Here is a 22,002-nt window from a genome sequence, read left to right as displayed (position 1 = left end):
CTCTATACACCATAGCTCTTAATCGTTGCTTCCAGAGTTTCATCTGTATCCGCCAGCCACACGGAACTAACTTCAAACGTTCCTGGCTCAAAAAACAATGGAAATCTCCGCTTAAACCAATCCTGCATCGGCAGATTTAGCGCTTCCTTCATATCCACCCACAGCAGTTCTCCCTCGGGGGGATTTTTTAATAGTTCACCTTCAGTGGCTGTAGCCAAATAGTTAAAGACCATATATCTCAGCCCTTGGCTTGGGTCACAATATTCGTCGATTCCTTTAAATACGATTTTCGTAACGGTTAAGCCTGTTTCTTCCCTTACTTCACGAATGGCCCCATTCACAATGCTTTCTGGAAACTCTACTTTTCCTCCTGGAGCAATATAACCCGGAAACCCCTTTCGATTGGGTCTATTCATAAGCAATACCTTACTTCCGTCCTGAATCATACACATGGTATATATTTTGTGTGTCACTTCTGTTGTCAATCCGATCATACCTTTCTTTATTCACGATTCACTAAAATCTAGTTTTACTTTCACACCGACAAACTGTGGTTAAATATGGCATTTCCCATACTTTAACTCGTTATTTTGTAGAGCGCAATAACTCTAACCATAGACTAGACTTGAGAACTCATGCCTAAGTCGGTCAAAATTAGTAAAAAAAAGACCGCCTTTCTACAGAGCCGCTGGTACTACCAAGCGGCTCCAGAAAGGAACGGTCTTATCCTAAACTTAATCATCATGCCAATACTCCGTTTTCTAGGCACGCTCCGGATAACGAGAACCTGCTGCGAAACCTTTAGGCGAAATACGCTCGATCTCTTGAAGCTCTGCTTCCGACAAAGAGACCTGTAGGGCACCAAGATTTTCACGCACTCTTTCCAATCTCTTCGTTCCTGGAATCGGGACGATATGGTCGCCTTGCGCAAGCAGCCATGCCAGCCCCAACTGAGCAGAAGTACAACCTTTTTGGGCAGCCAGCTTTTCGATCAGGAGGACAACCTCTAGATTTTTGGTGAAATTCTCGCCTTGGAAGCGAGGGAAATGACGGCGGTAATCATCCACTGGCAGATCGTCAAATTTTTTGATCTGTCCCGTGAGGAAACCTCGACCCAGTGGACTGTAGGGGACGAAGCCGATTCCCAGTTCGTTTAGTAGCGGAAGGACATCGTCTTCCACTTCTCTGCTCCACAAGGAATATTCGGTTTCTACTGCGGTAATTGGATGCACCGCATGCGCGCGGCGGATCTGTTCAGCCGACGCTTCCGACAAGCCGATATAACGGATTTTCCCTTCCTTAACCAAATCGGCCATCGTTCCGACGGTCTCTTCAATCGGATTATTGGGATCGACTCGATGCTGATAATACAGGTCGATATAATCAGTCCTCAGATGAAACAGACTGGCGTCTACGGATTTTTTAATATATGCCGGATCTCCCTTGGGTCCCTGAGTGTGTGTGATCCCGAATTTAGTGGCAATCACTACCTCCTCCCGACGACCCTTGAGCGCACGTCCAACTAGCTTCTCATTGCCGCCGAACTTCTGCTGTGCGTATTCCTCACCATAAAGATCTGCTGTATCAAACAGCGTTACACCAAGGTCCAGCGCTCCCTGAAGTGTGCGCACCGACTCCTCGTTGTTCGGCATCATCATCGTGCCAAGGCCCAGAGCTGATACCTCCAGCCCTTCACATCCCAATTTCCTTTTCAGCATATCATGGTTCCCTCTTTTCTTTGGGTAAATGGATGGAATGAACATGTACTCATTCTAATAGACCCTTATGGAGGCAACCACAGTACGTTTATACTAGTAACAAGATTACCAGGCAGAGGATTGGCTTACTGGCGTGTAGATACAAAAGTGCAGACCCGGTTGGTCCGTAATACTTGCTAAAGAATTAATATCATAGGAAACTGCTTCCACAGCGCCAGGGATTTGAAGGGAAACCCGATTCACCTTTTTGAGCTGGATATGATGCTGCTTCCACATGGTGTCAAACTCCATACTTTCCACACGCAGCCGTTCTACCGTCTCCTCAAACCAAGGATCTCCTAAATACTTGTCATAATAGGTTCTAAAAACAGCTACCGAATAGGACGCGAATTCTTCCCAGTTAACCATTCGACGACGTAATTCGGAATCCACGAACAATAAACGAATCATGACACGTTCAGAAACGGACAGGGAAGAAAAATCGGTAATCACCTCATTCGCCGCGCTATTCCAAGCAAGCACTTCCGCTTTTTCATTGCTGATAAAGGAAGGATAGGACAACTGATCAATAATATGTTGCCACTGTGGATTCAGCCTTGTATGGATGGGCGAAATCGCAACCGCCTCATTGGGATTCCACAATTGAATTAGATGTGCTCTCTCATCATGAGTTAATTGTAGAGCTTCTCCTATACTTTCGATAATCTCCTTAGATGCTGTTACTTCTCTACCTTGTTCCAGCCATGTGTAATACGTCGCACTGACACCTGCCAGCATCGCAACTTCTTCTCGGCGAAGCCCCGGTGTTCTTCGCTGACCCTGTGAAAGTCTAAGACCTGCCTGCTCTGGTTGAAGTCGATTTCGACGTGATTTCAGAAAAGCTCCCAACGTTTTCGATTTACTATTATCATTAGACATGTGTTACCTCTTTTCGAATCAATCGCTATAGAACGCTCACAGTCCCTCGTCAAACAACTGTAGGCCTATGATTTCAAAGGCGACACCGTCGCCCGCTTTAACGTTGACATCACCATTCACTTCTTCAGAATCCAAAATAAACGTAGTGTCTCCTACTACAATCTCCACACATTCTATCTCGTCTGCTTCGCCTTGCATCACTTGATGTATCGTTCCTTGAATCCAATAGTCGCCTAGCTTTGGTTGAGGTCGAAAAATCCCTGTCTCTTCAGTAGGCTTCAGCCTCCTGAACCCCTCTATACTGGATTGAGAAGTCTCGACCGAAATTACACAACCGGGAATCATCTTATTTAAGCTTTGTTCATACGGGACAACATACGCATATCCAGAAGTCAGTTCATGCCAAAAATATGTCCAGTAGCCGTATACTTTTTCCTTGCCAATATTACGAATGGTGATATGCTGATCTTTATTTATTTCCTTGATCTGTACGCGCATCTATAGAGTCCTCAGTAGATATTTTTCTTATAATAATAGTGTTTAAAGCCTCTCGGAGCATCGTCAATGACACCAACGACTTCATACCCCTGCTTTTCATAGAATTCGGGCGCTTGGAAAGTAAAGGTATTAAGTTGTATAAAATCACACCCTTTATCTCTAGCAATTTGTTCAATTTCACCAAGTAGTTGTGAACCGTAGCCCTTTCCTCTGTAGCTCTGATCTACCCACAAAATATCAACCTCCACCCAGTTCCAACATAGTACACTTAGGAGACCGCCTATCACCTGACCGTCTTCATTTTTAAGCGTAAGATTAATCTCTTCGTATTGGGTTCGAATATCTGTTGGAACGTGTTTCGCATTAAACTCAATCAACTTATTTCTGACTAAACGGGCTTCATCTCTACTACTTCGATTCATCTGAGGTTCCAGCGTCATGGCATAAATCCTCCAATTTGAAATGAATAATAACACCTTCCTAATTCAAATATATAAAACACTATGATTAGAATACTTTTATCTTTCTACTGTTATATATTGTATATATTTTTCTGTGTTTAGTCACATGATTCAATTTAGATGGACAGAATTATTCTAATCTAAATATCGCTGATTAAAGTCGTTCCCTGGATTCATGCAAAATATTTAGTAACGAAAAAAGCAGGCCCCTCTGAAACGGAGAACCTGCTATCCTTTATATCCATCGTCTGCCATACAGGAGAAGAGAGGGGATGATTAAATTGAAATATCCAGTGATCTCCCAACTCCCGTAATATCGCTGCTGTTAGCGCTGTTGATACGAGTTGTTTCTGTGTTACTTGGAGCGGGCTTTTCCATTTTTGGAGTTGACGTACTGCTGGATTGCGAACTTTGCTGTGCAATTTGAGCTTCAATCTGTTTAATTTGTTGCTGAAGCTGCTTCATTTTTGCTTCTTTTGTATCTTTATTATCCTTACTTTGCTGTACCTTGTTGTACTCCGCTTCAAGTTGAGCTTTTTGCTTTTCCAGACTAGCTGTATCGTTGGTACTGGATGAAGATGAAGTGCTTGAAATAGATATAGAACTGCTGGATGTGGATGAAATGTTCATACGAGATTTCCCCTTTATAAAAGTATGAGTTTACACGTGTGGGCTAACCGGTTCTAAGCTATGGTGTTGCACTCTAATGACTATGACTACGATGATACAGATTATTCAAAAGTCTTAGCGATTTTATCGAATAAAGCCGATATTTCTTCATCTGTGGCATTCGTAGGAAGCGGAGCCTGCATTCCTCCCGTGTATTCCATGAATTCCTTACTCAATTCGAGTGAATCGTTAGATTTCTTGTGTGTGGTATGACCCGCGGTATTTAGTCCATTCTCATGTGACTTCACCGTATTCGAATGATCATAGGAAGTCGTGATAAGATGTCTGTTAATGGATAGTGACAAAATAGATCCCCTCTCAGTGTACATAATGTTTTTGGCTGCCCACCTACCTTTCATCGGTAGCAAATCTGAATGCAACCTGAGGGTATGCTGAATGATAACTGAATCAATACAGACTCATTAATACCGTAACCCTTTTATTATTTCCTAGACCATAGTCAAGGAAAATCCCCTCCGCAAGACGGGGGGATCAACCCTACTTGAGACAGGAGTAAGTAAAGGGATAATTTGTTACTCTTAGCAAAGAATAAATGAACGTATTTTAAAAATTGAAAGTAGGGAAATGATGTATGATCCGTATTAGCCATTTGGTTCACGAGAGACTTATGTTCCTGGTCAAATTTTTGTACTCGCCTGCATACGTGGGTAGTGTAACACCAAGTTCCAGATTTTTAGCTAAAAATATGATAGAATCCATTCCATGGAGTGAAGTTCATGCTGTTGCCGAGCTTGGTGCTGGAACAGGGGCTATTACTCAATACATCCCGTCTGCTGCTGAATTTCAACCTAAGGTTTTACTCTTTGAGAAAGACCAAACCATGCAGCAGAGTTTAAAAAGAAGATTCCCGAATTATCTATGCTATTCCGACTCGCGTGAGCTTCAGCTTGCTATGAAAAATGCCCAAATAGAACAGCTTGACTGCATAATCAGCGGGCTGCCTTTTTTCAATTTTCCACAAGCGATGCGGAATCAAATTGTAGAACAAATTCATCTATCGCTCAGGGATGGAGGAATGTTTGTGGCCTTTCAATACTCTAAACAGATGAAGCAGCAGTTAGGTGAATGGTTTGATATTGAAGAAATCAAGTTTGTGCCCATGAATGTTCCACCCGCATTCGTGTATGTATGCCGAAAGAAAGCTTAAGAAAGGAGTACGGGTATGGACGTGGAATATTTAATTTCCATCATCGAACAATACGGCTATGCAGCATTATTCTTTTCTCTATGGCTGGGGATTGTGGGTCTGCCCATCCCGGATGAAGTCATTGTGATGACTGGCGGGGCTGTAACAGGCATGGGCATACTTCACCCGTTACCCGCTTTTTTAATTGTATATCTTGGGGTTATATCAGGCTTGTCCTTAGGTTATGTATTGGGGAGAACCGTGGGCACACCGATTCTAGAACGTTTACGCCGGAAGAAAAAAATGGACAAGTACATTACGTTTTCGGAAAAATTGATACATAAGTATGGAAACTTCACTATTTGCATCAGTTATTTGCTGCCGATCGTCCGTCACATTATTCCTTATATTGTCGGAATCAATAAAATGAGCTTCAAGCGCTACGCCCTCTTCTCTTATTCAACGGGTTTGATCTGGACGCTGATCTTCTTTCTACTCGGACGTATCTTTGGCGATCATGTACAGGCAGTAGGAGAACTAATCCATCGTTATGGCTTGCAGATGGCATTGCTTGTCATCATGCTGACCATTATATTTTTTATAATGAAATTAGTATGGGGGAAGAAAACAACGGAGGAGTAAAGGTAGAACACGTTCGGCTAGTCTCCTGCAAAGGAGGTGATGCCTGTGGAGGTTAAAGATACATTGATGTGATGATTCAATTTGCGACATTGGTGATCTTGATTCTTTCCTTCAACAAAAAGAAATAGACCGCCCTCTGGAAAAGGAATGCGGTCTATTTTACTAATCCAACCCTACAACTACCGCCCTTATAAGCGGCTGTTGCAAAAGAGTGAGGATGTTGGCAGCATCCTTGCTCTTTTTCAGTATATACTTATTAGCTTTAATTTATCACAGGAAAAACCATATTGCCAATATGGAAAGCCTTTAAAGTGGCGGCTTACACCCCGAGCTATTTCTTTAATTGAAGCAACTTAACCAGCTTATCATGAATGGCAGTATTCGGGTAATTCCCGCTAAACTGAGAAGAGCCTGGGCCCATCGCGGTTAACGCCACATCAACAGATGTATGTCCTCCCGTGGTCCAGTCAATATAAAACTTTTCATTAGAGCCTTTTACAGTAAAAGGACCATCCTCTTTGGAAACACCTTCACCGGATTCATCCTCCGCATCTTCGCCTTCAATCGCCAAACCGCCCGTTTCATGATCTGCTGTCACCAACACTAATGTATCTGGATGTGCTTTGGCATACTCTTTAGCTACTTTAACGGCCTTATCGAGCTGTTGCCCAGCCTTAATCGTTAGCTCACCTTCATTGTCATGCGCCATCTCATCCGTTCCTTCTTCTTCTACCATCAGGAAAAAACCTTTTTGGTTTTTGGAAAGAACATCAATTGCTTTGGTCGTCATATCCGGTAAAGAAACCGTTGGATTGTAAGAGTTACCCTGCTTGTTGTGAGCTTGGAACATCTCTTCATTGGCGAACAGCCCCAGCAACTTAGAACCTTTGGCTGCTTTCATTCCTGTCTGATCCGTCACATAACTATAACCCAGCTTCTTCGCTTGTTCTACCAAATTCCCTTGAGTTCCCTTACTCGCTTCCTCAGGATCTTCTGCCGGAGCATCTGGATGTTTGCCTACTGTTCCGGCAGGGTACCAGAAATCCTCACCACCGCCCAGAATAACATCCAGCTTGCTTTTCTCCAAATACTGTTTGGCAATCTCGCTTTGAGCGGAGCGTTTTTCGACATGCGCACCAAAGGCAGCCCCCGTTGCGTCTGTCACTTGGCTTGTCGTCACGACACCTGTAGACATGCCTGCTTTTTTAGCCAGCTCCATAATCGTTGTCACTGGTTTTTTATTCAAATCCATTCCAATCGCGCCGTTATACGTTTTCACACCTGTTGCAATGGCAGTCGCAGCGGCGGCAGAATCCGTAACCAGGTTATCCCCTGAACTTGTGCTAACCAGGCCGGTTACAGGCATGTTGTCCATTTCAAGTAATCCCGATTTCCCTACCGTCGCCAAGCGAATCGCGTTGCGACTTGCTTCTCCCATACCATCGCCGATAAAGAGAATGACATTCTTAGGGGCATCGACTTTCGCTGACGAGGTTTTCTGTCCTTTGGATACCTGTGTCGTAGTAGACTTGGTATTAGATGAGGCTGCAAAAGCGTTAGGGATATTAGCAGATAACAATGGCGCACTCAAAACGGTAATGGCACCTAAAGCAAGGATACTCTTTTTCATCGAACGCTTTTTCACAAGGTCACACTCCAATAAATTTAATATTCATATATGATAAAGTAATCATATATCTGCTTTGTAAAGTATCGTAAAGCAATAGATTACACGAATGTAAAATTTGGAGTGCTCACCTGTTTTTTATAAGACAAAAGAAGGCACCGACTTTTGGTATATCAAAGTCGATGCCTCTTATATTAAATCGCAGCGATATTTTTGCCGATCGGCATGGTGTAGTAGAGCGGCTTTTGCTGTCCATTTTGCTGATAGACTACAAGCAGAAGCGTGCGGCCTTCGGCAGTCAATGGGCTACCCCCACTCAGGATATGATCCAGACTGAACGGCAGTACATCTAGAACAGCGTGCTTTTGCAGTTCTTTTTCACTCAGCTTCAAGGAAGCAAAGGCTGGGATAATCTCGCGGTATGGCTGCGGCTGTTGAATGCCTACATCCGTTTCGCCTGTACTCTCCTTGCTCGCATCTGCCACAAAATCTGCAACCACAGGTGACAACAGCGCATCCGGGTGCTGGAGAACCATTTTCATATAGCTGGACCAATCATTCTTCTCCAAGCTATGCTCCCACCAAATTTTACGCGGCTTATATTTATGGTTAAGGAAATAATCAAGCTTCATCAGTCCAAGCACCATATCCATTCGCTTTGTTCCACGCGATTCCAGAAAGGACTGGAGACGTGTGAACAAGTCTTCGAGCTGATGTCCGATTTTTTGCCAGCCCTGTCCTTCCCAGTAGTCTCCGAATTCCTGAAAGAAATCAAAGGCGGACGAGAATTCACGCTCAATCAGATAGTTGACTGTATGATCCATACGATGAGAGTTCCAATATTTTTCCAATACATCTTCCAAGCGCTTGAGTCGGACGATATCGGCAAAGGAAAGGACGTCATTGCTCAGCATTTCATAAGGCGCCACGTCCATGTACGTGTAGTTGTACTTATCTGCGTCGATACGCAGTCCAGTGCCACGCAGCATTTTGAGGAAGCCAAGTTGAAGCTCTTCCGGGCCGAGCGCAAAAACGTCATTAAACGTTTTACGGAATGTGTTGTAGTCCTCCAAGGGCAACCCGGCGATCAAATCCAAATGCTGGTCAATTTTACCGCTTTGTTTGACCTTGGTAACAGTACGGGAAAGTTTGGTAAAGTTCTGGCGACGCTTAACCAACTCATTGGTAGGATCATTCGTTGATTGGACGCCGATTTCAAAACGAAATACGCCCGGCGGCGCGTTTTCCGCCAAATAATCCAATACCTCGGGACGCATAATATCTGCCGTAATCTCAAACTGGAAGACACAACCACGGTGATTTTCAATCAAAAATTTGAACATTTCCAGCGCATAATCGCGTTTAATATTAAACGTCCGATCCACGAACTTAATTAGGTTGGCTCCATTGTCGATCAGATACAGAATATCTGACTTTGTGCGCTCAATATCGTAATAACGCACCCCAACCTCAATGCTAGACAGACAAAACTGGCAGCTGAACGGACAGCCCCGGCTCGTTTCGAAATAAACAACCCGTTTCCCGAGTTCCGGTATATCTTCAGCAAAACGATAGGGCGACGGCAACTCGTTCAAGTCCGCTTTCGGACGACCGGGCATCTGAATAACCTCTTCTCCCTTACGGTAAGCCAGTCCATACACAAAATGGAACTTGCGATCCCCTTCCAGCTCCTGCAGCAGTTGATGGAATGTTTCCTCTCCTTCACCAACCACGATAAAGTCCACATTCGCCAAACGCTTCATCCAGTGATCCGTATCGTAGGATACCTCTGGACCACCCAGAACAATTTTGACTTCGGGCATGATCTTTTTCAATACATCGATGACTTTAATCGTCTCTTCAATGTTCCAAATATAACAGGAAAAGCCGATGACATCTGCCCCCCGTTGAAACAAATCGGATACGATGTTCATCACCGGGTCTTTAATCGTGTACTCCGCTAGCTCGATATCAAAGTCCTTTTCACTGTAGGCTTTGAGACATCGGATGGCCAGCGAGGTATGAATATATTTTGCATTTAACGTTGATAAAATGACTTTCATAGGTCACAACCTTCTATAGTTTGCATGGACTGTTATATCCTTACCTTAGTATGGCTATTCAAAATCCTCGTACACATCGTCTGCATAAATCTCGTCCTCGCTTACCGTTCCCCCGATATTCCCCTGATTATGAAAAAAATCAAGAAACGGCTTGCCGTACTTGCGGAACTTCACTTCTCCGACACCCTTGATCCGCAACATGTCTGCCTCGGATTGCGGGCTCGCTACGCTCATCTCACGCAGCGTCGCATCATTGAAAATGATATAAGACGGTACATGCTCCTGAGCGGCCAGATCGCGGCGGATCAGGCGCAATTGCTCGAACACGGTTTCGTTGACTGCAGCCGGGTATGCATCGCGTCCCTGTCGTCCGCGTGAACCTGCTCCACCTGCAAAAGCCGTGGCATGTCGCACAACACGCTGCATGACTTCTCGCTGGCCCTTCAGCACTTCAGCGGCAAGCTGCTGCAAGCGTACGACCGGATATTGTCCCTCGGACAACATCAGATAGCCTTCCGAAACAAGAACATTGATGATTTCGGCGATCTCTTTTTCCGTCCGGTTGCCCATCACGCCATAGGTTGGTAGGCTGTCAAAACCATACTGCAGCACTTTTTTGTTACGCGAGCCTTTCAACACCGAGGCGACCATCGAGACCCCATAACGTTCCCGCATGCGATGAATGCACGAAAAAATCTTTTGCGCATCTATGGTCATATCAACCAGTTCCCGTTCATCTGTACATGAACTGCATATGCCGCAAGCTTCATGCTCCTCCGCTTCTCCGAAATACTCAAGCTGTGCTGTACGTAGGCAACGAGTCGTGTAGCAATAATCAACCATCTGCTGGAGCTTGCGATAGTCATTACGCTTGCGGTCTTCATCCTGTGGATTTTGCTCAATTAGGAACTTCTGCGTCACAATATCCTGCGGTCCGAACAGCAAAATACATTGACTCGGGTCGCCATCACGTCCTGCGCGTCCCGCCTCTTGCACGTACGCCTCCATATTTTTAGGCATGTTGTAGTGAATGACATAGCGTACGTTCGATTTATCTATCCCCATGCCGAAGGCATTGGTTGCTACAATGACACGGATATCGTCGTACAGAAACCCTTCCTGGCTATCTGCACGCTCCTGATCTGTCATCCCGGCATGATAGCGTCCAGCCGCCATGCCTGCGTCACGCAGCCGTTGGTACAAATCGTCCACGTCCTTACGTGTCGCCGCATAAATAATGCCGGATTCACCCTCATGCTCACGGGCGTAATTCAGTAAAAAGCTGCGTTTATCTTCCCCGCGCAGCACACTGAACGCCAAATTGGGCCGTCCAAGGCCTGTAACGAACGTCTCCGGTGAGCGCAGACGAAGCAAGCGCACGATGTCATCCATGACCTGCGGTGTCGCCGTTGCCGTAAACGCAGCCACGATTGGACGTTCATACAGCCCGTCCACGAATGGAGCCACAGCCAGATAGCTGGTACGGAAATCATGGCCCCACTGGGATACGCAGTGAGCCTCATCTACCGCTACGCAGGAAATCGGCAACTGAGCCATTTCATCGCGAAACCAGTCCAGTTCGAGTCGTTCCGGTGCGACATACAGTAACTTCAAGTCACCATTCCGTGCGGCTCGTATGCGATCATTCACTTCTCGACCACTCAACGTACTATTGATGTAGGCAGCAGCAATCCCCATCGTGGTCAGCGCATCCACCTGGTCCTTCATCAGCGAAATGAGCGGTGACACGACAATGGTCAGCCCCTCATGCAACAACGCGGGGATCTGGTAGCATATCGATTTTCCGCCCCCTGTCGGCATGATGCCCAACGTATCGTTGCCCTCCAGCATACTGGCCACAATTTTCTTTTGTCCCTCCCGGAAATCGGGATAGCCATAAAATTTTTGCAGCAAGTCCTGCGCCCGTTCCAAGGTTGGTGCTTGTACACTCATAGTTTCAAAACTCCTCATATTTCTAGCGTCCTTGACGCATATCGGCTTTTCTTTCGTTACCTTTAGTTTACCGGGGTTCAGGGTAATGTTCAACCGCTAGAAGACTGCCAATCTGGTTTAGTCCCTTATGGCGTTCGCTGTTTTCTCATGATATAGTGAACACGGTGCCGAAAATTTGTCCATAATTATGAAGAGACACGGTTCCAAGAAGGAGAAAGAACCCATGAACAATCGGAAACCCCAACGGAAAAATCATACAAAATCTACGTCAAACGCAAGCCATTCCAAACGCAGTCATAAACCTGCCGGAAGATCTGGCTCCCATAGACCGGAAGCTCCACGGAGAACGAATGCTTTTGATAAAGCCCCTGCCAAAACATACATCGTCCAGGAGCCTGCCGAGCTGTTAAGCTTTTTAGTAGAGCATGTGACTGGCATGGGTCGCAACTCCATTAAATCAGCACTGGCTCGTGGGCAGGTGTCCGTCAACGGCATTCCGCGTACCGTGCATAATTTTCCACTGGAGCAAGGTCAGACTGTCGCTCTTTCCAAGGAAAAGGTAATTCCCGTCGTACCACTGACTGGGCTACGTATTTTGCATGAGGATGAAGCCATTATCGTTATCCATAAGGATGCCGGGTTGCTGTCCGTGGCTTCAGCGCAGGAGCAGGAAGTAACAGCCTATCGCCAGCTTACGGCCCATGTGAGACGCGAGCATCCGTACAATCGTATTTTTGTACTGCATCGTTTGGATCGTGATACATCAGGAGTGATGATGTTTGCGAAAAGCGAAGCCATACAGCAGGAAATGCAAAAAGCGTGGAAGGAAGTTGTGTATGAACGAACATACATTGCTCTTGTAGAAGGACAGGTTAAAAAAGCTGAGGGTACAATCACCTCATGGCTGAAAGAAAGCAAGACGCTAAAAATGTATTCCAGTCCTTATCCGAATGACGGACAACACGCAGTCACTCATTACAAGCTACTTCAAGCCAATCGGCATTTTTCTTTGCTGGAAGTACGTTTGGAGACCGGACGCAAAAATCAAATCCGCGTACATATGGAGGATATCGGTCATCCCATTGTTGGAGATAAAAAATACGGTTCCAAATCCAAGTCGATTGGGCGCCTTGGCCTACATGCGAGGGTATTGTCTTTTATTCATCCCGTCACCGGGGTATTGCTGCGTTTTGAATCCGACATCCCTAAAACCTTTTTGAATCCGTTCCGGGAGTAGAATTGAGCAAAGCATACGGAGATTAGATAGAAAAATAGAAGAGGAAATGAGGGGGCTGTAGAAGGACAGCACCCTTTTTTGATTGATTAAGCGGTATACCTCCGAACACCATCAGCCATTTTCATCAACTCATCCCATATATATATGGGCGTATTACACACTGGACAATCTACCCAACCATTTAAATAGGGTAATTGGGCAATCAGCTTGTTCTCTTCAATTTTTTGGGCATATTCGTGCAACCACTGCATATTAGCACCTCTATGGTCCAATGAACGGGGGCGAATCGGTTGGGGAACCAGATTATCTGAATTTACAGGATCCTTATCATAGACAACCAAGGTGTCATTCTGTTCATCAGGCCAAATATAGAGCGGGGTACCGCAATGCGGACAATCCAGCGTATATTCGTCACCAGTATCGAAGCTTTGTAGCATATAAGCTACGCAGCGATAACCCTGAAAAGCGGCACCCGCAGCCAGAACATAGCGTTTACCGACATCTCCTTCGTGTTCTTTCGCATACAGCACCATTTCTTCAGTCAATTCTGCAAGTCGGACAATGGCACACCGATATTGCGCGTAAATATATTCAGCCAGACTAGAATCCACTTTCACCTGATCCCTTGTAAATTCCAAAGGAACTTTGGTATGTAAGGGATTGTTATTCTTCGCTTCGAATATTCCGCAAATGTTATATATATCTGCACGAATCCCTATATCAGAACTTTTTAACGCAATGTCTACAAGGTAAGGTACAGCCGCAAATGTACAAGTATACAACGTATTTTGGTGATACAGCTCCTCCCAATACAAGGTGTCAGCCATTTCGCCATCATATCCGGCTTGGAGCTGCTTCAACATTTCCGGGACGTATTGAGAAGAACCATAAGGGCCTTGGAGCAGAGTCCAGGCCGGATCGGACAAAGCCAGCATCTTGATACTCCTTCCACCGTTTTTCTTACAGTAAAGGATTTTGCAAAAATCCAATAAGCGACTTCCAATGAACAAAGGTATAGAACGAAGTAGTTTAGTTCGTCTATATCTTGCACTTCGGAGCGACTGGAATCGAATTGTGCAAAATCCTGACAGTAACATGGGATCGGTTTGTAAATTAAACTCGCTAACAAATTCATTTTAACTTCATAATTCTCAGCTTCTTACGTTTATTTTATTATACGCATATTATTAGCTGAAGTTGCTTTCTCGATTTATGCAATATACAAAATCACTATTTTTCCGGGTCTATAATCATATTCGGTTAAGCTTTCGGCATTGTGAAGGTGATACACATTAAATTACTGAATTACTAACCTGGTTCTTAAGTTCTACTACGAGTTCTCTGTCAGTTCAGTTCCTTCTTCGTATACATAGTTCATATTATAAGTCCTGTTACTTAAAAATTGCTGAGTAAGAAATAAAGTATATATACATTAAAATTTCCATACATGTAAAAACAAAGCCACTCCCCTGCCTGTTTTTAATTATGCCAAACGGGTAAGACATACTTGTTCAAGCCTTTAATCTAACAGCTACAGAACTGATTTTATGAATCGGTATATGAAAAGGCGTGTTGGGAATATTATGTATGAATACTGCGACTATAAGGGGAAATAGCCTATGACCATAACACCGGAACAGCGGATTACCCTGCACGGATTTAACAACCTGACCAAATCATTGAGCTTCAATATGTACGATATTTGTTACACCAAAACCAAAGAAGAACGCGAGGCGTATATTGAATATATTGATGAACAATATAACTCAGATCGGCTGACAGCTATTTTAAAGAATGTATCTGACATTATCGGCGCCCATGTGCTCAACGTAGCCCAGCAGGATTATGTTCCTCAAGGAGCCAGCGTGACAGTACTTATATCAGAGGGACCCATTGTGGAGGTTCCGACTGAATCTTATGCCGAGTCACCAGGCCCCCTACCTGAATCTGTCGTGATACAGCTGGATAAAAGCCACATTACGGTTCACACCTACCCGGAATATCATCCAGACGAGGGGATCAGTACGTTTCGAGCAGATATTGATGTCTCTACCTGTGGGGAAATCTCCCCGCTCAAGGCACTCCACTATTTGACTCATTCTTTCGACACCGACATTATGACGATTGATTACCGGGTACGCGGCTTCACACGTGATATGAATGGACATAAGCTTTTCATCGACCATGATATCGGCTCCATTCAAAACTATATTCCAGACGAAGTGCGCAGTCAGTATGACATGATCGACGTGAATGTGTATCAGGAAAATATTTTCCATACCAAATGTAAGCTAAAACAATTCGATTTAGACAATTACCTGTTCGGCTACACCAAGGAAAGTCTGACTGAAAAAGAGCAACAAAATATATCAACACGTCTCAAAATTGAAATGGACGAAATTTACTACGGTAAAAATATGACGTAACAGATCGAATGCGTGAAAATAAAGTGAATCATTTCATTGAAAAAAAGGATGATCGCTTGGACTGAAATACAGCCAGGCTTTCATCCTTTTTTTGATACAAAATAAAAGATATTACTCAACTTAATCTGTACAAGCGAGTGATTGTTCACTATGATAGGGGAAGAAACCACTAATTTGAAATATCAGCATAGATTTTACATCCGCTTCATATTGTAAGCGCAATCAATCGATCCTACGTATGATTTTGTCATGGAAGACAAAGGAGGAATTTGCATGCAAGGCGGTATTGGCGGTAAAAATATCATTTTACGACTGGAAATTTCCACAGAGCACATCCAATTTGGTCAATTGATTACGTTGGTAAACGAACATGGCGGGGATGTAATCGCCATTGACGTCATCCGCACCTCTGAGAAGGTCACTGTGAGAGATATTACAGTCACCATTGCTGATCCAGCAGAAATCGATCAAATGATTGCCCGGATTAAAAAAGCACAAGGTGTTAAGGTATTATCCATCTCTGATCGTACCTTCCTATTACACCTCGGGGGCAAAATTGAAATGCAGCCCAAGGTCCCCATTCAAAACCGCGATGACTTATCCCGGGTATATACCCCCGATGTAGCACGCGTATGCATGGCGATTCACGAGGAGCCGGACAAAGCTTTCCGTTTGACGATCAAGCGCAATACGGTCGCCGTCGTCTCTGACGGAAGCGCTGTCCTCGGGCTAGGCAACATCGGTCCCTATGCAGCCATGCCAGTTATGGAAGGCAAAGCTATGCTGTTCAAGCAGCTCGGGTCCGTCGATGCCTTTCCCATCTGTCTGGACACGCAGGACACCGAAGAAATCATTAAGGCCATTAAGCAATTGGCCCCAGCCTTTGGCGGTATTAATCTGGAGGATATTTCATCGCCACGATGCTTTGAGATTGAACAGCGGTTACGTAACGAGCTGGACATACCTGTTTTTCATGACGATCAGCACGGTACAGCTGTCGTTTTGTACGCAGGGCTGATCAATGCGCTCAAGGTTGTCGGCAAGGTCCTGTCTGACGTCAAAATTGTCGTCTGTGGTATCGGGGCTGCGGGTGTGGCCTGTACGAAAATTTTGCTATCTGCAGGAGCAGTCAATATCATTGGCGTAGATCGTCACGGAGCGCTTACAGCGGATGAAACATACGAGCATCAAATGTGGAATTGGTATGCGCAGCATACCAACCCCGAACGGCTGTCTGGCACGCTGTCCGAGGTTCTGAAGGACGCTGACGTGTTTATCGGACTATCGGCAGGCGGACTACTGCAACGAGAAGACGTGAAACGTATGAAAGAAGCCCCGGTACTGTTCACTATGGCTAACCCGGTTCCCGAAATTGCGCCAGAGGACGTCGAGGACATTGCGGGTGTCATCGCCACCGGACGTTCGGACTATCCTAACCAAATTAACAATGTGCTTTGTTTCCCAGGCATCTTTCGAGCAGCGCTCGACTGCCGTGCCCGTGAAATCAACGAAGAGATGAAGCTGGCGGCCGCCGAGGCCATCGCAGGCACGATCCGTCCTGAAGAACTAAACAAGCTGTATATAATCCCTGGTGTATTTAACGAGAGTGCGGTTCAACGGGTGCGTGAAAAGGTAATTCAAGCCGCAATTGCGAGTGGTACAGCGAGAAGAGTGCCTCGGGATTTCAGATAAAAGAAAAGGATTGCTCCCCTAAATGCGGGTGCAATCCTTTTTGCTATGGAAAGATCAGACTGCATATCCGTTATCTTCACAGCGGTTATGACCTCCATTTAGAGAACAATTGACTGGCACGCTGGGCAAATTCCTCCAGATTAAAGTTGGAGTTGTCCAGCTTGTAGTACCATTTTTTAATCGTATCCAAAATCCATGAGGGAACTTTAACCTCCGAGATACCGGAATAAAACGTATGATACGCCCACACCAAATGCTCCCAGCGCTTGTCATCGCCTTCCTTCACGTATTCAGATACGTCCAATACCTTGGCACGCCCGTCTTGCATGAGTACATTCTTGAGGTGGATGTCACGGGGGTTCAGCCCCTTGGATCGGACAAATTCTCTCGCCTTTTCCACATCCAGAATGACCTGCTCTGGCACAGGAATTCCTTGCAGCAAACAATCCAGCAGCGTAATACCGGATTCATAACTTATGACAATATACTTGTCGCCTTTTCCGTAATAATGAGGAAAAAAGTCAGACCCTCGCAAACGCTCATATACGTCGGCCTCCGCATCTTTCTTGTCGATCGCCATGTCTGAGTACACCTTGAATGCGTAGCCTGGCAACGTATCCAGCGTAAATACGGCCGCATCTGTCCCGATGCCAATACAGCGGACGTCTTGAGTGGCTGTTTTAATGGTAACCGGATCATTATCCTCTGTACTGTATACGGTCACTTGACTTATGATGTCTTCTGCCTGCCTCCATTGTTCTACCATGCGCGATCCCCTCCTTTTCTGTTCTAAACCATTACCAATGAAATTAGATCTATAACAGATAAATAGTATTACGGGTTAGCTTTGGGAATGGCTTCAAAATAGGTTGATTCTTTTAGAAAAAACGGTATGTGCCGTGTCTAACGAGCGTCCGGCAAAAGCAACCTTCTTAACTCTGCATAGCTTGCCGCTGTTTTATAGATTCCTAGCACGTCAGTTTCCGGGGGAGCGTTCCTGTGATTGAACCAGATCACCTGCCAATTCGCAGCTATAGCTCCCGCCACGTCATTGCGCCAGGAATCCCCAATGTAACAGCAGTGCTCTGCTAACGTTCCTGTCCGTTCGTTCACTACTTCAAAAATGCGCGGATCAGGCTTGGCATAGCCAACGGTTCCAGATACAAAGATATGCTCTGCTGCAACATGATTTTCCAACGCCATAGCCTTGATCTTGCTCATCTGGTGTTCTTCAAGACCGTTGGTAATTAATCCAACTAAAAAGCCAGCCGAGCTCAAATCATTTATTAACGAGGTAGCCCCCTCAAAAGGCTCAATTCGGTACTGACGATCCAAATATTCTTGTTGAACATGTACTGCCTGCTCACGGGTAATTTCTATCCCGAATTCTTGTAAAGCCAGAATGAAACGGCCTTCTCTCATCTCATCCAGTTCATGCGTCCCTGCCTTCCCCTCCAGTAGTCCTCCTTTAGCCGATAGTACATCGCTGTAATAGCGAATACGATGGTAGGCTTTCTCAAAAGGAAAACGCTCACTCAATCCTAATACTGTTCGCAATGCATCGCGTGTAGGGTGCAAATGATCGTACATCGTATCATCTACATCAAAAAAAACAGCCTTCTTTTGCAAGTTCATATGCCCACTTCTTTCTGTTAAATCTTCGGATGTCGCTCCTTTTCACCTTGTCCTGATATTATACCCGTTGGCCTGTTGCGTTGCACCCTGTCCTTCACACTGCGCTCCTGCATTCACACTTCACGGTTGCTAACATACACTGAAAAAGACCGCATTTTCGCAAACTCACTTTACTTCTCTACCGAGCTAATATAGGTATCTTGTCCTGCTTTGCCCGAAAGCGTTTTATTTGACAACACACGGGTAAAAGGTCACATTTTTGAAAAGATTCGTCATACAGGTTTACATTTCGTGTAAAATCACGTACCTTTTAGGGATGGACGCTTTATGGATGTATTGGATAAGGGAGGCATACACGATGGATTCCGGTTCTAACCTAGCCTATGGATCAGCTACACCTTTGATTGAGGCACTTATAGAATTTGAAAAGGAGCTCGAAGCGAACCGGCATTCTTTGAGTTTTGATTTGGGATTGATTATGGAGCAGGGCCGCGCGCCACGATATATGGCTACACCACCAGATGTTATTCCTTTTGCCCATGCAGGGGTGGACGGAATACATTATGGCTTTTTAACGGATTTTGGTCTTGAAAAGGACCTTTCACAGGCCCCTATCGTATGCGTATCTCCCGTCGATTGGACGGGTGTATGGGTGGTTGCCCGTCATTTGCAGGATTTTTTAAGTGTTGTTTATACAGAGAACAGTTCATTACAACGATACTACGCCAGTGGAGATGACTATTCTGGACATGCAGGTCAGCGACTGCCTCAGGTTGTAGATGAACGTACCGCGTTTGTACGCGAATGCTTCCGGGAACGCTTTGGTATCGAACCGATTCAGGATATGGCTGCCTATATCGATAGTTTGCGTACAGAACGGAAGCACAATGAAGCAGCTCCTACGCTGAACGGCTTGGGCATTCAGGTATCTTCTTCTGCGAAGCATAGCTCTTCTAAGGAGAGTGCCCTCTTGACCGTAACGGAGCCTTTCCTTTGGGAACAACAAGGCGAAGCTGTGCGTGAGTTATTCCACAACGGTTCGCGTGAAGCCAGACTGGCCTTTATTCGAGATGCCCAGACACGGCATCTGTTCACCCATTCTGCCCTTCGTGCTTTTGTAGCTGGACAGCTTAAGTTGATGGGCCTATCTGAGGCCGCAACATATCTGGAAGAGTCCTACTATACCGTTATTCCTGATATGATAGAATCATGATGAATTCCTTGGATTTCCCCTAACCTAACCGCCTCCGAAAAGGCGGCTTTTTGTGCTACAATAAATGAAAATAATAGGGTCGAACGGCCCGGTACGAATGAAAGAGAGCGAGCATGAATAATCATTCCTATCCTACTCCTGAAATCATTGAGGTTTGTCTGTTGGCGGGCAAACTGATGATGCAAAATGGAGCCGAAACCTATCGTGTTGAAGACACGATGTCCCGCATTGCTTCGGCCTATGGCATATCCCAGTCCCATAGCTATGTCACACCAACTGGGATTTTTTTTGCCATTAATGACTCGGAGCCTGCCACGCTCATTCGCATCGTAGAGCGGACCACCGATTTGCACAAGGTGACAGAGGTCAATTCCATTTCACGTAAAATCAGCACAGGTGATTTGTCTCCCCGCGCTGCCGTCAAGGAGCTTTCGGAGATTGAATGTGGTCCCCTCCGTTATTCTAACCGTATACAGCTGATGGCTGCTGCGTTGGCCAGCGGTTGCTTTATGATCATGTTTGGTGGAGTTTGGCGAGATTTCCCCGCAGCTGTGTTATGCGGAGGTATCGGATTTGCAGCCGTACAGTATTTTCACAGGCTCGTTAAGGTTAAGTTTTTCTCAGAGTTTTCTGCATCTTTTCTAATCGGTTTGCTGGCGGCTCTATTAACGATAGTAGGCTGGGGACAGATGATGGATAAAATTATTATTGGCTCTGTCATGCCACTGGTTCCAGGCTTGTTAATTACAAATGCCATCCGTGATTTAATGTCCGGGCACCTTGTTTCGGGTCTTTCCAAGGGAGCCGATGCTTGCCTGACGTCTTTCGGCATTGGAGCTGGCGTTGCGGTGATCATTTCTTATATGTGATTCGGAGGAGATTCAAGTCTATGCTTGCACAATTATTCACAAGCTTTATTGCCACCGCTGCATTCGGCATACTTTTCCATGCCCCCCGGCGCTCGCTGCTGCAATGCGGTTTCGTCGGTATGCTAGGCTGGCTGGTCTATTATTCAACTACGGACAGCATGGGACCTGTGAGCGCCAGCCTTTTGGCAACGATCCTCATCGGCATCGTCAGTCAAGGCTTTGCGCGGCTGTACAAAATGCCTGTGATTATTTTCAGTGTCGCAGGCATGATTCCGCTCGTTCCAGGGGGAATGGCCTATAATGCCATGCGCCAGTTCGTACAACAACATTATCCGCAGGCACTGGAGCTGGCGATGAGCACGCTGATGATCGCAGGAGCGATTGCTGTCGGTTTGGTGCTGTCTGAAGTGCTTAATCAGATTTTTCACAGTATACGTTTTAAACCACAGCGCTAAAAGCGATGAAAATAGAAAAGCAAAAGAGGCTGCTCCCAAAATCATCTGCAGTGTATGAGACGATTTTGGAAACAGCCTTTTTCTGTACACGTTACAAAGAATATTTATATGTCATAAGCTTATTCATCCACTCGCTTACCCAATATCGCTAAATCTCGCTCTATGCTGTCCAGCACAGCTACACGCGGATAGTACCCCCATTGCTCAAAACCAAACTTCCGTAGCAGCCCAATACTTGGCTCATTATGACCAAAAACAAATCCCAACAACGTGGTAATCCCCAGTCTCGGACATTCATTTAGCAAGTGCTGCACCAGTCGACTTCCTGTTCCGGTTCCACGAGAATCCTCATGGACGTATATGCTAATTTCTGCTGTACCGTTATAAGCTGGACGCCCATAAAAGGACTGAAGACTGGCCCATCCGGCAATTGTACCCTTTTGTTTTAAAACCCACAAAGGCCGGTGGTTTTCCTGATGAGCCTCAAACCATGGAATTCGACTTTCCACTGTCACCGGTTCCAGATCTGCCGTGACCATTCGTCCTGCGATCGTAGAATTATAAATGTCCACAATATCGGGAAGATCCTCTTTGCATGCAAATTCAATGGAAAAAGATTGGTCGTTATTCATTATTCGTATCCGCCTCCTATTGTGTGATTTATTTATTGTACAAGACAAGCGCCCGATCAGCCATATCGAGTTGTTTTGCGGATTAGTCCCAAAGGGTTTTATAATAGAGCTTGAAGAAAAACAAAAACGGAGTAAGCGATTTAACAT

22 protein-coding genes are annotated in these 22,002 nt (G+C 45.3%); 8 read left to right on the top strand and 14 right to left on the bottom strand.

The window, feature by feature from the left end:
* Positions 1-2 precede the first annotated feature (2 nt).
* The 7 genes from NSQ57_RS07125 to NSQ57_RS07095 all read right to left on the bottom strand — a co-directional run bounded on the left by NSQ57_RS07125 (position 3) and on the right by NSQ57_RS07095 (position 4,569).
* Positions 3-494: an 8-oxo-dGTP diphosphatase gene (locus tag NSQ57_RS07125; protein WP_069012034.1), complete on the bottom strand. Its 492-nt coding sequence runs from the start codon at positions 492-494 to the stop codon at positions 3-5.
* A gap of 267 nt (positions 495-761) precedes the next feature.
* Positions 762-1,718, bottom strand: coding sequence for an aldo/keto reductase (locus NSQ57_RS07120; protein ID WP_342425843.1), 957 nt, complete (start codon positions 1,716-1,718; stop codon positions 762-764).
* Positions 1,719-1,823: 105 nt separating this feature from the next.
* Positions 1,824-2,636: a helix-turn-helix transcriptional regulator gene (locus NSQ57_RS07115; protein WP_069012029.1), complete on the bottom strand. Its 813-nt coding sequence runs from the start codon at positions 2,634-2,636 to the stop codon at positions 1,824-1,826.
* 36 nt (positions 2,637-2,672) lie between these two features.
* The gene (locus NSQ57_RS07110; protein WP_069012027.1) at positions 2,673-3,134 is read right to left on the bottom strand and encodes a hypothetical protein; all 462 of its coding nucleotides are present in this window, start codon (positions 3,132-3,134) and stop codon (positions 2,673-2,675) included.
* Between the two features lie 11 nt (positions 3,135-3,145).
* Complete coding sequence (locus tag NSQ57_RS07105) at positions 3,146-3,574, bottom strand: GNAT family N-acetyltransferase (protein WP_069012025.1); 429 nt, start codon at positions 3,572-3,574, stop codon at positions 3,146-3,148.
* A 297-nt stretch (positions 3,575-3,871) separates the two neighbouring features.
* Positions 3,872-4,225 (bottom strand): FlxA-like family protein, encoded by a 354-nt coding sequence (locus NSQ57_RS07100; protein WP_069012023.1) that lies wholly within the window; start codon positions 4,223-4,225, stop codon positions 3,872-3,874.
* Positions 4,226-4,326: 101 nt separating this feature from the next.
* A complete protein-coding gene (locus NSQ57_RS07095; protein WP_340884779.1) occupies positions 4,327-4,569 on the bottom strand; it encodes a hypothetical protein in 243 nt (80 codons plus the stop codon).
* A 287-nt stretch (positions 4,570-4,856) separates the two neighbouring features.
* Here NSQ57_RS07095 and NSQ57_RS07090 point away from each other — a divergent pair, with 287 nt between their 5' ends.
* Positions 4,857-5,432: a phospholipid methyltransferase gene (locus NSQ57_RS07090; protein WP_029516416.1), complete on the top strand. Its 576-nt coding sequence runs from the start codon at positions 4,857-4,859 to the stop codon at positions 5,430-5,432.
* A gap of 15 nt (positions 5,433-5,447) precedes the next feature.
* The gene (locus NSQ57_RS07085; RefSeq protein ID WP_029516415.1) at positions 5,448-6,053 is read left to right on the top strand and encodes a DedA family protein; all 606 of its coding nucleotides are present in this window, start codon (positions 5,448-5,450) and stop codon (positions 6,051-6,053) included.
* Between the two features lie 331 nt (positions 6,054-6,384).
* Here NSQ57_RS07085 and NSQ57_RS07080 read toward each other — a convergent pair whose 3' ends face one another.
* From NSQ57_RS07080 to recQ, 3 genes are all read right to left on the bottom strand, one after another.
* A complete protein-coding gene (locus NSQ57_RS07080; RefSeq protein ID WP_185156331.1) occupies positions 6,385-7,698 on the bottom strand; it encodes an alkaline phosphatase in 1,314 nt (437 codons plus the stop codon).
* 176 nt (positions 7,699-7,874) lie between these two features.
* On the bottom strand, positions 7,875-9,743 hold the full coding sequence (locus NSQ57_RS07075; RefSeq protein WP_165144953.1) for a radical SAM protein: 1,869 nt from the start codon (positions 9,741-9,743) through the stop codon (positions 7,875-7,877).
* A gap of 54 nt (positions 9,744-9,797) precedes the next feature.
* Positions 9,798-11,696: a DNA helicase RecQ gene (recQ, locus tag NSQ57_RS07070; protein ID WP_342425842.1), complete on the bottom strand. Its 1,899-nt coding sequence runs from the start codon at positions 11,694-11,696 to the stop codon at positions 9,798-9,800.
* 223 nt (positions 11,697-11,919) lie between these two features.
* Between recQ and NSQ57_RS07065 the strand changes: the two genes are divergently transcribed.
* Complete coding sequence (locus NSQ57_RS07065; protein WP_069012016.1) at positions 11,920-12,933, top strand: RluA family pseudouridine synthase; 1,014 nt, start codon at positions 11,920-11,922, stop codon at positions 12,931-12,933.
* A gap of 86 nt (positions 12,934-13,019) precedes the next feature.
* Here NSQ57_RS07065 and NSQ57_RS07060 read toward each other — a convergent pair whose 3' ends face one another.
* Positions 13,020-13,868 (bottom strand): hypothetical protein, encoded by an 849-nt coding sequence (locus NSQ57_RS07060; RefSeq protein WP_029516410.1) that lies wholly within the window; start codon positions 13,866-13,868, stop codon positions 13,020-13,022.
* A gap of 684 nt (positions 13,869-14,552) precedes the next feature.
* On the opposite strand from NSQ57_RS07060, the gene speD reads away from it, so the two are divergent.
* Together speD and NSQ57_RS07050 are read left to right on the top strand one after the other, a co-directional pair.
* The gene (speD, locus tag NSQ57_RS07055; protein WP_029516409.1) at positions 14,553-15,359 is read left to right on the top strand and encodes an adenosylmethionine decarboxylase; all 807 of its coding nucleotides are present in this window, start codon (positions 14,553-14,555) and stop codon (positions 15,357-15,359) included.
* A gap of 273 nt (positions 15,360-15,632) precedes the next feature.
* Positions 15,633-17,051 carry an NAD-dependent malic enzyme gene (locus NSQ57_RS07050; RefSeq protein WP_342425841.1) on the top strand — a complete coding sequence of 473 codons (1,419 nt, stop codon included), beginning with the start codon at positions 15,633-15,635 and terminating at the stop codon, positions 17,049-17,051.
* Between the two features lie 85 nt (positions 17,052-17,136).
* Here the strand turns inward: NSQ57_RS07050 and NSQ57_RS07045 are convergent, their stop codons facing one another.
* Both NSQ57_RS07045 and NSQ57_RS07040 read right to left on the bottom strand, forming a co-directional pair.
* Entirely contained in the window at positions 17,137-17,817 is a 681-nt protein-coding gene (locus NSQ57_RS07045; RefSeq protein ID WP_029516407.1) for a serine/threonine protein kinase, read from the bottom strand.
* Between the two features lie 137 nt (positions 17,818-17,954).
* Complete coding sequence (locus NSQ57_RS07040) at positions 17,955-18,686, bottom strand: HAD family hydrolase (protein WP_029516406.1); 732 nt, start codon at positions 18,684-18,686, stop codon at positions 17,955-17,957.
* Positions 18,687-19,044: 358 nt separating this feature from the next.
* On the opposite strand from NSQ57_RS07040, the gene NSQ57_RS07035 reads away from it, so the two are divergent.
* The 3 genes from NSQ57_RS07035 to NSQ57_RS07025 all read left to right on the top strand — a co-directional run bounded on the left by NSQ57_RS07035 (position 19,045) and on the right by NSQ57_RS07025 (position 21,223).
* Positions 19,045-19,899: a hypothetical protein gene (locus NSQ57_RS07035; protein ID WP_029516405.1), complete on the top strand. Its 855-nt coding sequence runs from the start codon at positions 19,045-19,047 to the stop codon at positions 19,897-19,899.
* Positions 19,900-20,012: 113 nt separating this feature from the next.
* Positions 20,013-20,768 carry a threonine/serine exporter family protein gene (locus tag NSQ57_RS07030; protein WP_029516404.1) on the top strand — a complete coding sequence of 252 codons (756 nt, stop codon included), beginning with the start codon at positions 20,013-20,015 and terminating at the stop codon, positions 20,766-20,768.
* 20 nt (positions 20,769-20,788) lie between these two features.
* Positions 20,789-21,223, top strand: coding sequence for a threonine/serine exporter family protein (locus NSQ57_RS07025; protein WP_013309318.1), 435 nt, complete (start codon positions 20,789-20,791; stop codon positions 21,221-21,223).
* A gap of 119 nt (positions 21,224-21,342) precedes the next feature.
* Here NSQ57_RS07025 and NSQ57_RS07020 read toward each other — a convergent pair whose 3' ends face one another.
* On the bottom strand, positions 21,343-21,855 hold the full coding sequence (locus NSQ57_RS07020) for a GNAT family N-acetyltransferase (RefSeq protein WP_069012554.1): 513 nt from the start codon (positions 21,853-21,855) through the stop codon (positions 21,343-21,345).
* Positions 21,856-22,002: the final 147 nt, after the last annotated feature.

Origin of the sequence: Paenibacillus sp. FSL L8-0502 (assembly GCF_038593055.1) — a bacterium.
Taxonomy (GTDB): domain Bacteria; phylum Bacillota; class Bacilli; order Paenibacillales; family Paenibacillaceae; genus Paenibacillus; species Paenibacillus polymyxa_D.
This window is presented reverse-complemented; position numbering and strand designations above follow the sequence as displayed.

Coding starts and splice junctions, on each gene's coding strand:
- NSQ57_RS07110 (WP_069012027.1), bottom strand. CDS start 3,134: ATGCGCGTACAGATCAAGGAAATAAATAAAGATCAGCATATCACCATT.
- NSQ57_RS07025 (WP_013309318.1), top strand. CDS start 20,789: ATGCTTGCACAATTATTCACAAGCTTTATTGCCACCGCTGCATTCGGC.
- NSQ57_RS07045 (WP_029516407.1), bottom strand. CDS start 17,817: ATGGTAGAACAATGGAGGCAGGCAGAAGACATCATAAGTCAAGTGACC.
- NSQ57_RS07065 (WP_069012016.1), top strand. CDS start 11,920: ATGAACAATCGGAAACCCCAACGGAAAAATCATACAAAATCTACGTCA.
- NSQ57_RS07075 (WP_165144953.1), bottom strand. CDS start 9,743: ATGAAAGTCATTTTATCAACGTTAAATGCAAAATATATTCATACCTCG.
- NSQ57_RS07020 (WP_069012554.1), bottom strand. CDS start 21,855: ATGAATAACGACCAATCTTTTTCCATTGAATTTGCATGCAAAGAGGAT.
- NSQ57_RS07115 (WP_069012029.1), bottom strand. CDS start 2,636: ATGTCTAATGATAATAGTAAATCGAAAACGTTGGGAGCTTTTCTGAAA.
- NSQ57_RS07120 (WP_342425843.1), bottom strand. CDS start 1,718: ATGCTGAAAAGGAAATTGGGATGTGAAGGGCTGGAGGTATCAGCTCTG.
- NSQ57_RS07090 (WP_029516416.1), top strand. CDS start 4,857: ATGATCCGTATTAGCCATTTGGTTCACGAGAGACTTATGTTCCTGGTC.
- NSQ57_RS07040 (WP_029516406.1), bottom strand. CDS start 18,686: ATGAACTTGCAAAAGAAGGCTGTTTTTTTTGATGTAGATGATACGATG.
- NSQ57_RS07035 (WP_029516405.1), top strand. CDS start 19,045: ATGGATTCCGGTTCTAACCTAGCCTATGGATCAGCTACACCTTTGATT.
- NSQ57_RS07125 (WP_069012034.1), bottom strand. CDS start 494: ATGATCGGATTGACAACAGAAGTGACACACAAAATATATACCATGTGT.
- NSQ57_RS07030 (WP_029516404.1), top strand. CDS start 20,013: ATGAATAATCATTCCTATCCTACTCCTGAAATCATTGAGGTTTGTCTG.
- NSQ57_RS07100 (WP_069012023.1), bottom strand. CDS start 4,225: ATGAACATTTCATCCACATCCAGCAGTTCTATATCTATTTCAAGCACT.
- NSQ57_RS07050 (WP_342425841.1), top strand. CDS start 15,633: ATGCAAGGCGGTATTGGCGGTAAAAATATCATTTTACGACTGGAAATT.
- speD (WP_029516409.1), top strand. CDS start 14,553: ATGACCATAACACCGGAACAGCGGATTACCCTGCACGGATTTAACAAC.
- NSQ57_RS07105 (WP_069012025.1), bottom strand. CDS start 3,574: ATGACGCTGGAACCTCAGATGAATCGAAGTAGTAGAGATGAAGCCCGT.
- NSQ57_RS07085 (WP_029516415.1), top strand. CDS start 5,448: ATGGACGTGGAATATTTAATTTCCATCATCGAACAATACGGCTATGCA.
- recQ (WP_342425842.1), bottom strand. CDS start 11,696: ATGAGTGTACAAGCACCAACCTTGGAACGGGCGCAGGACTTGCTGCAA.
- NSQ57_RS07060 (WP_029516410.1), bottom strand. CDS start 13,868: ATGCTGGCTTTGTCCGATCCGGCCTGGACTCTGCTCCAAGGCCCTTAT.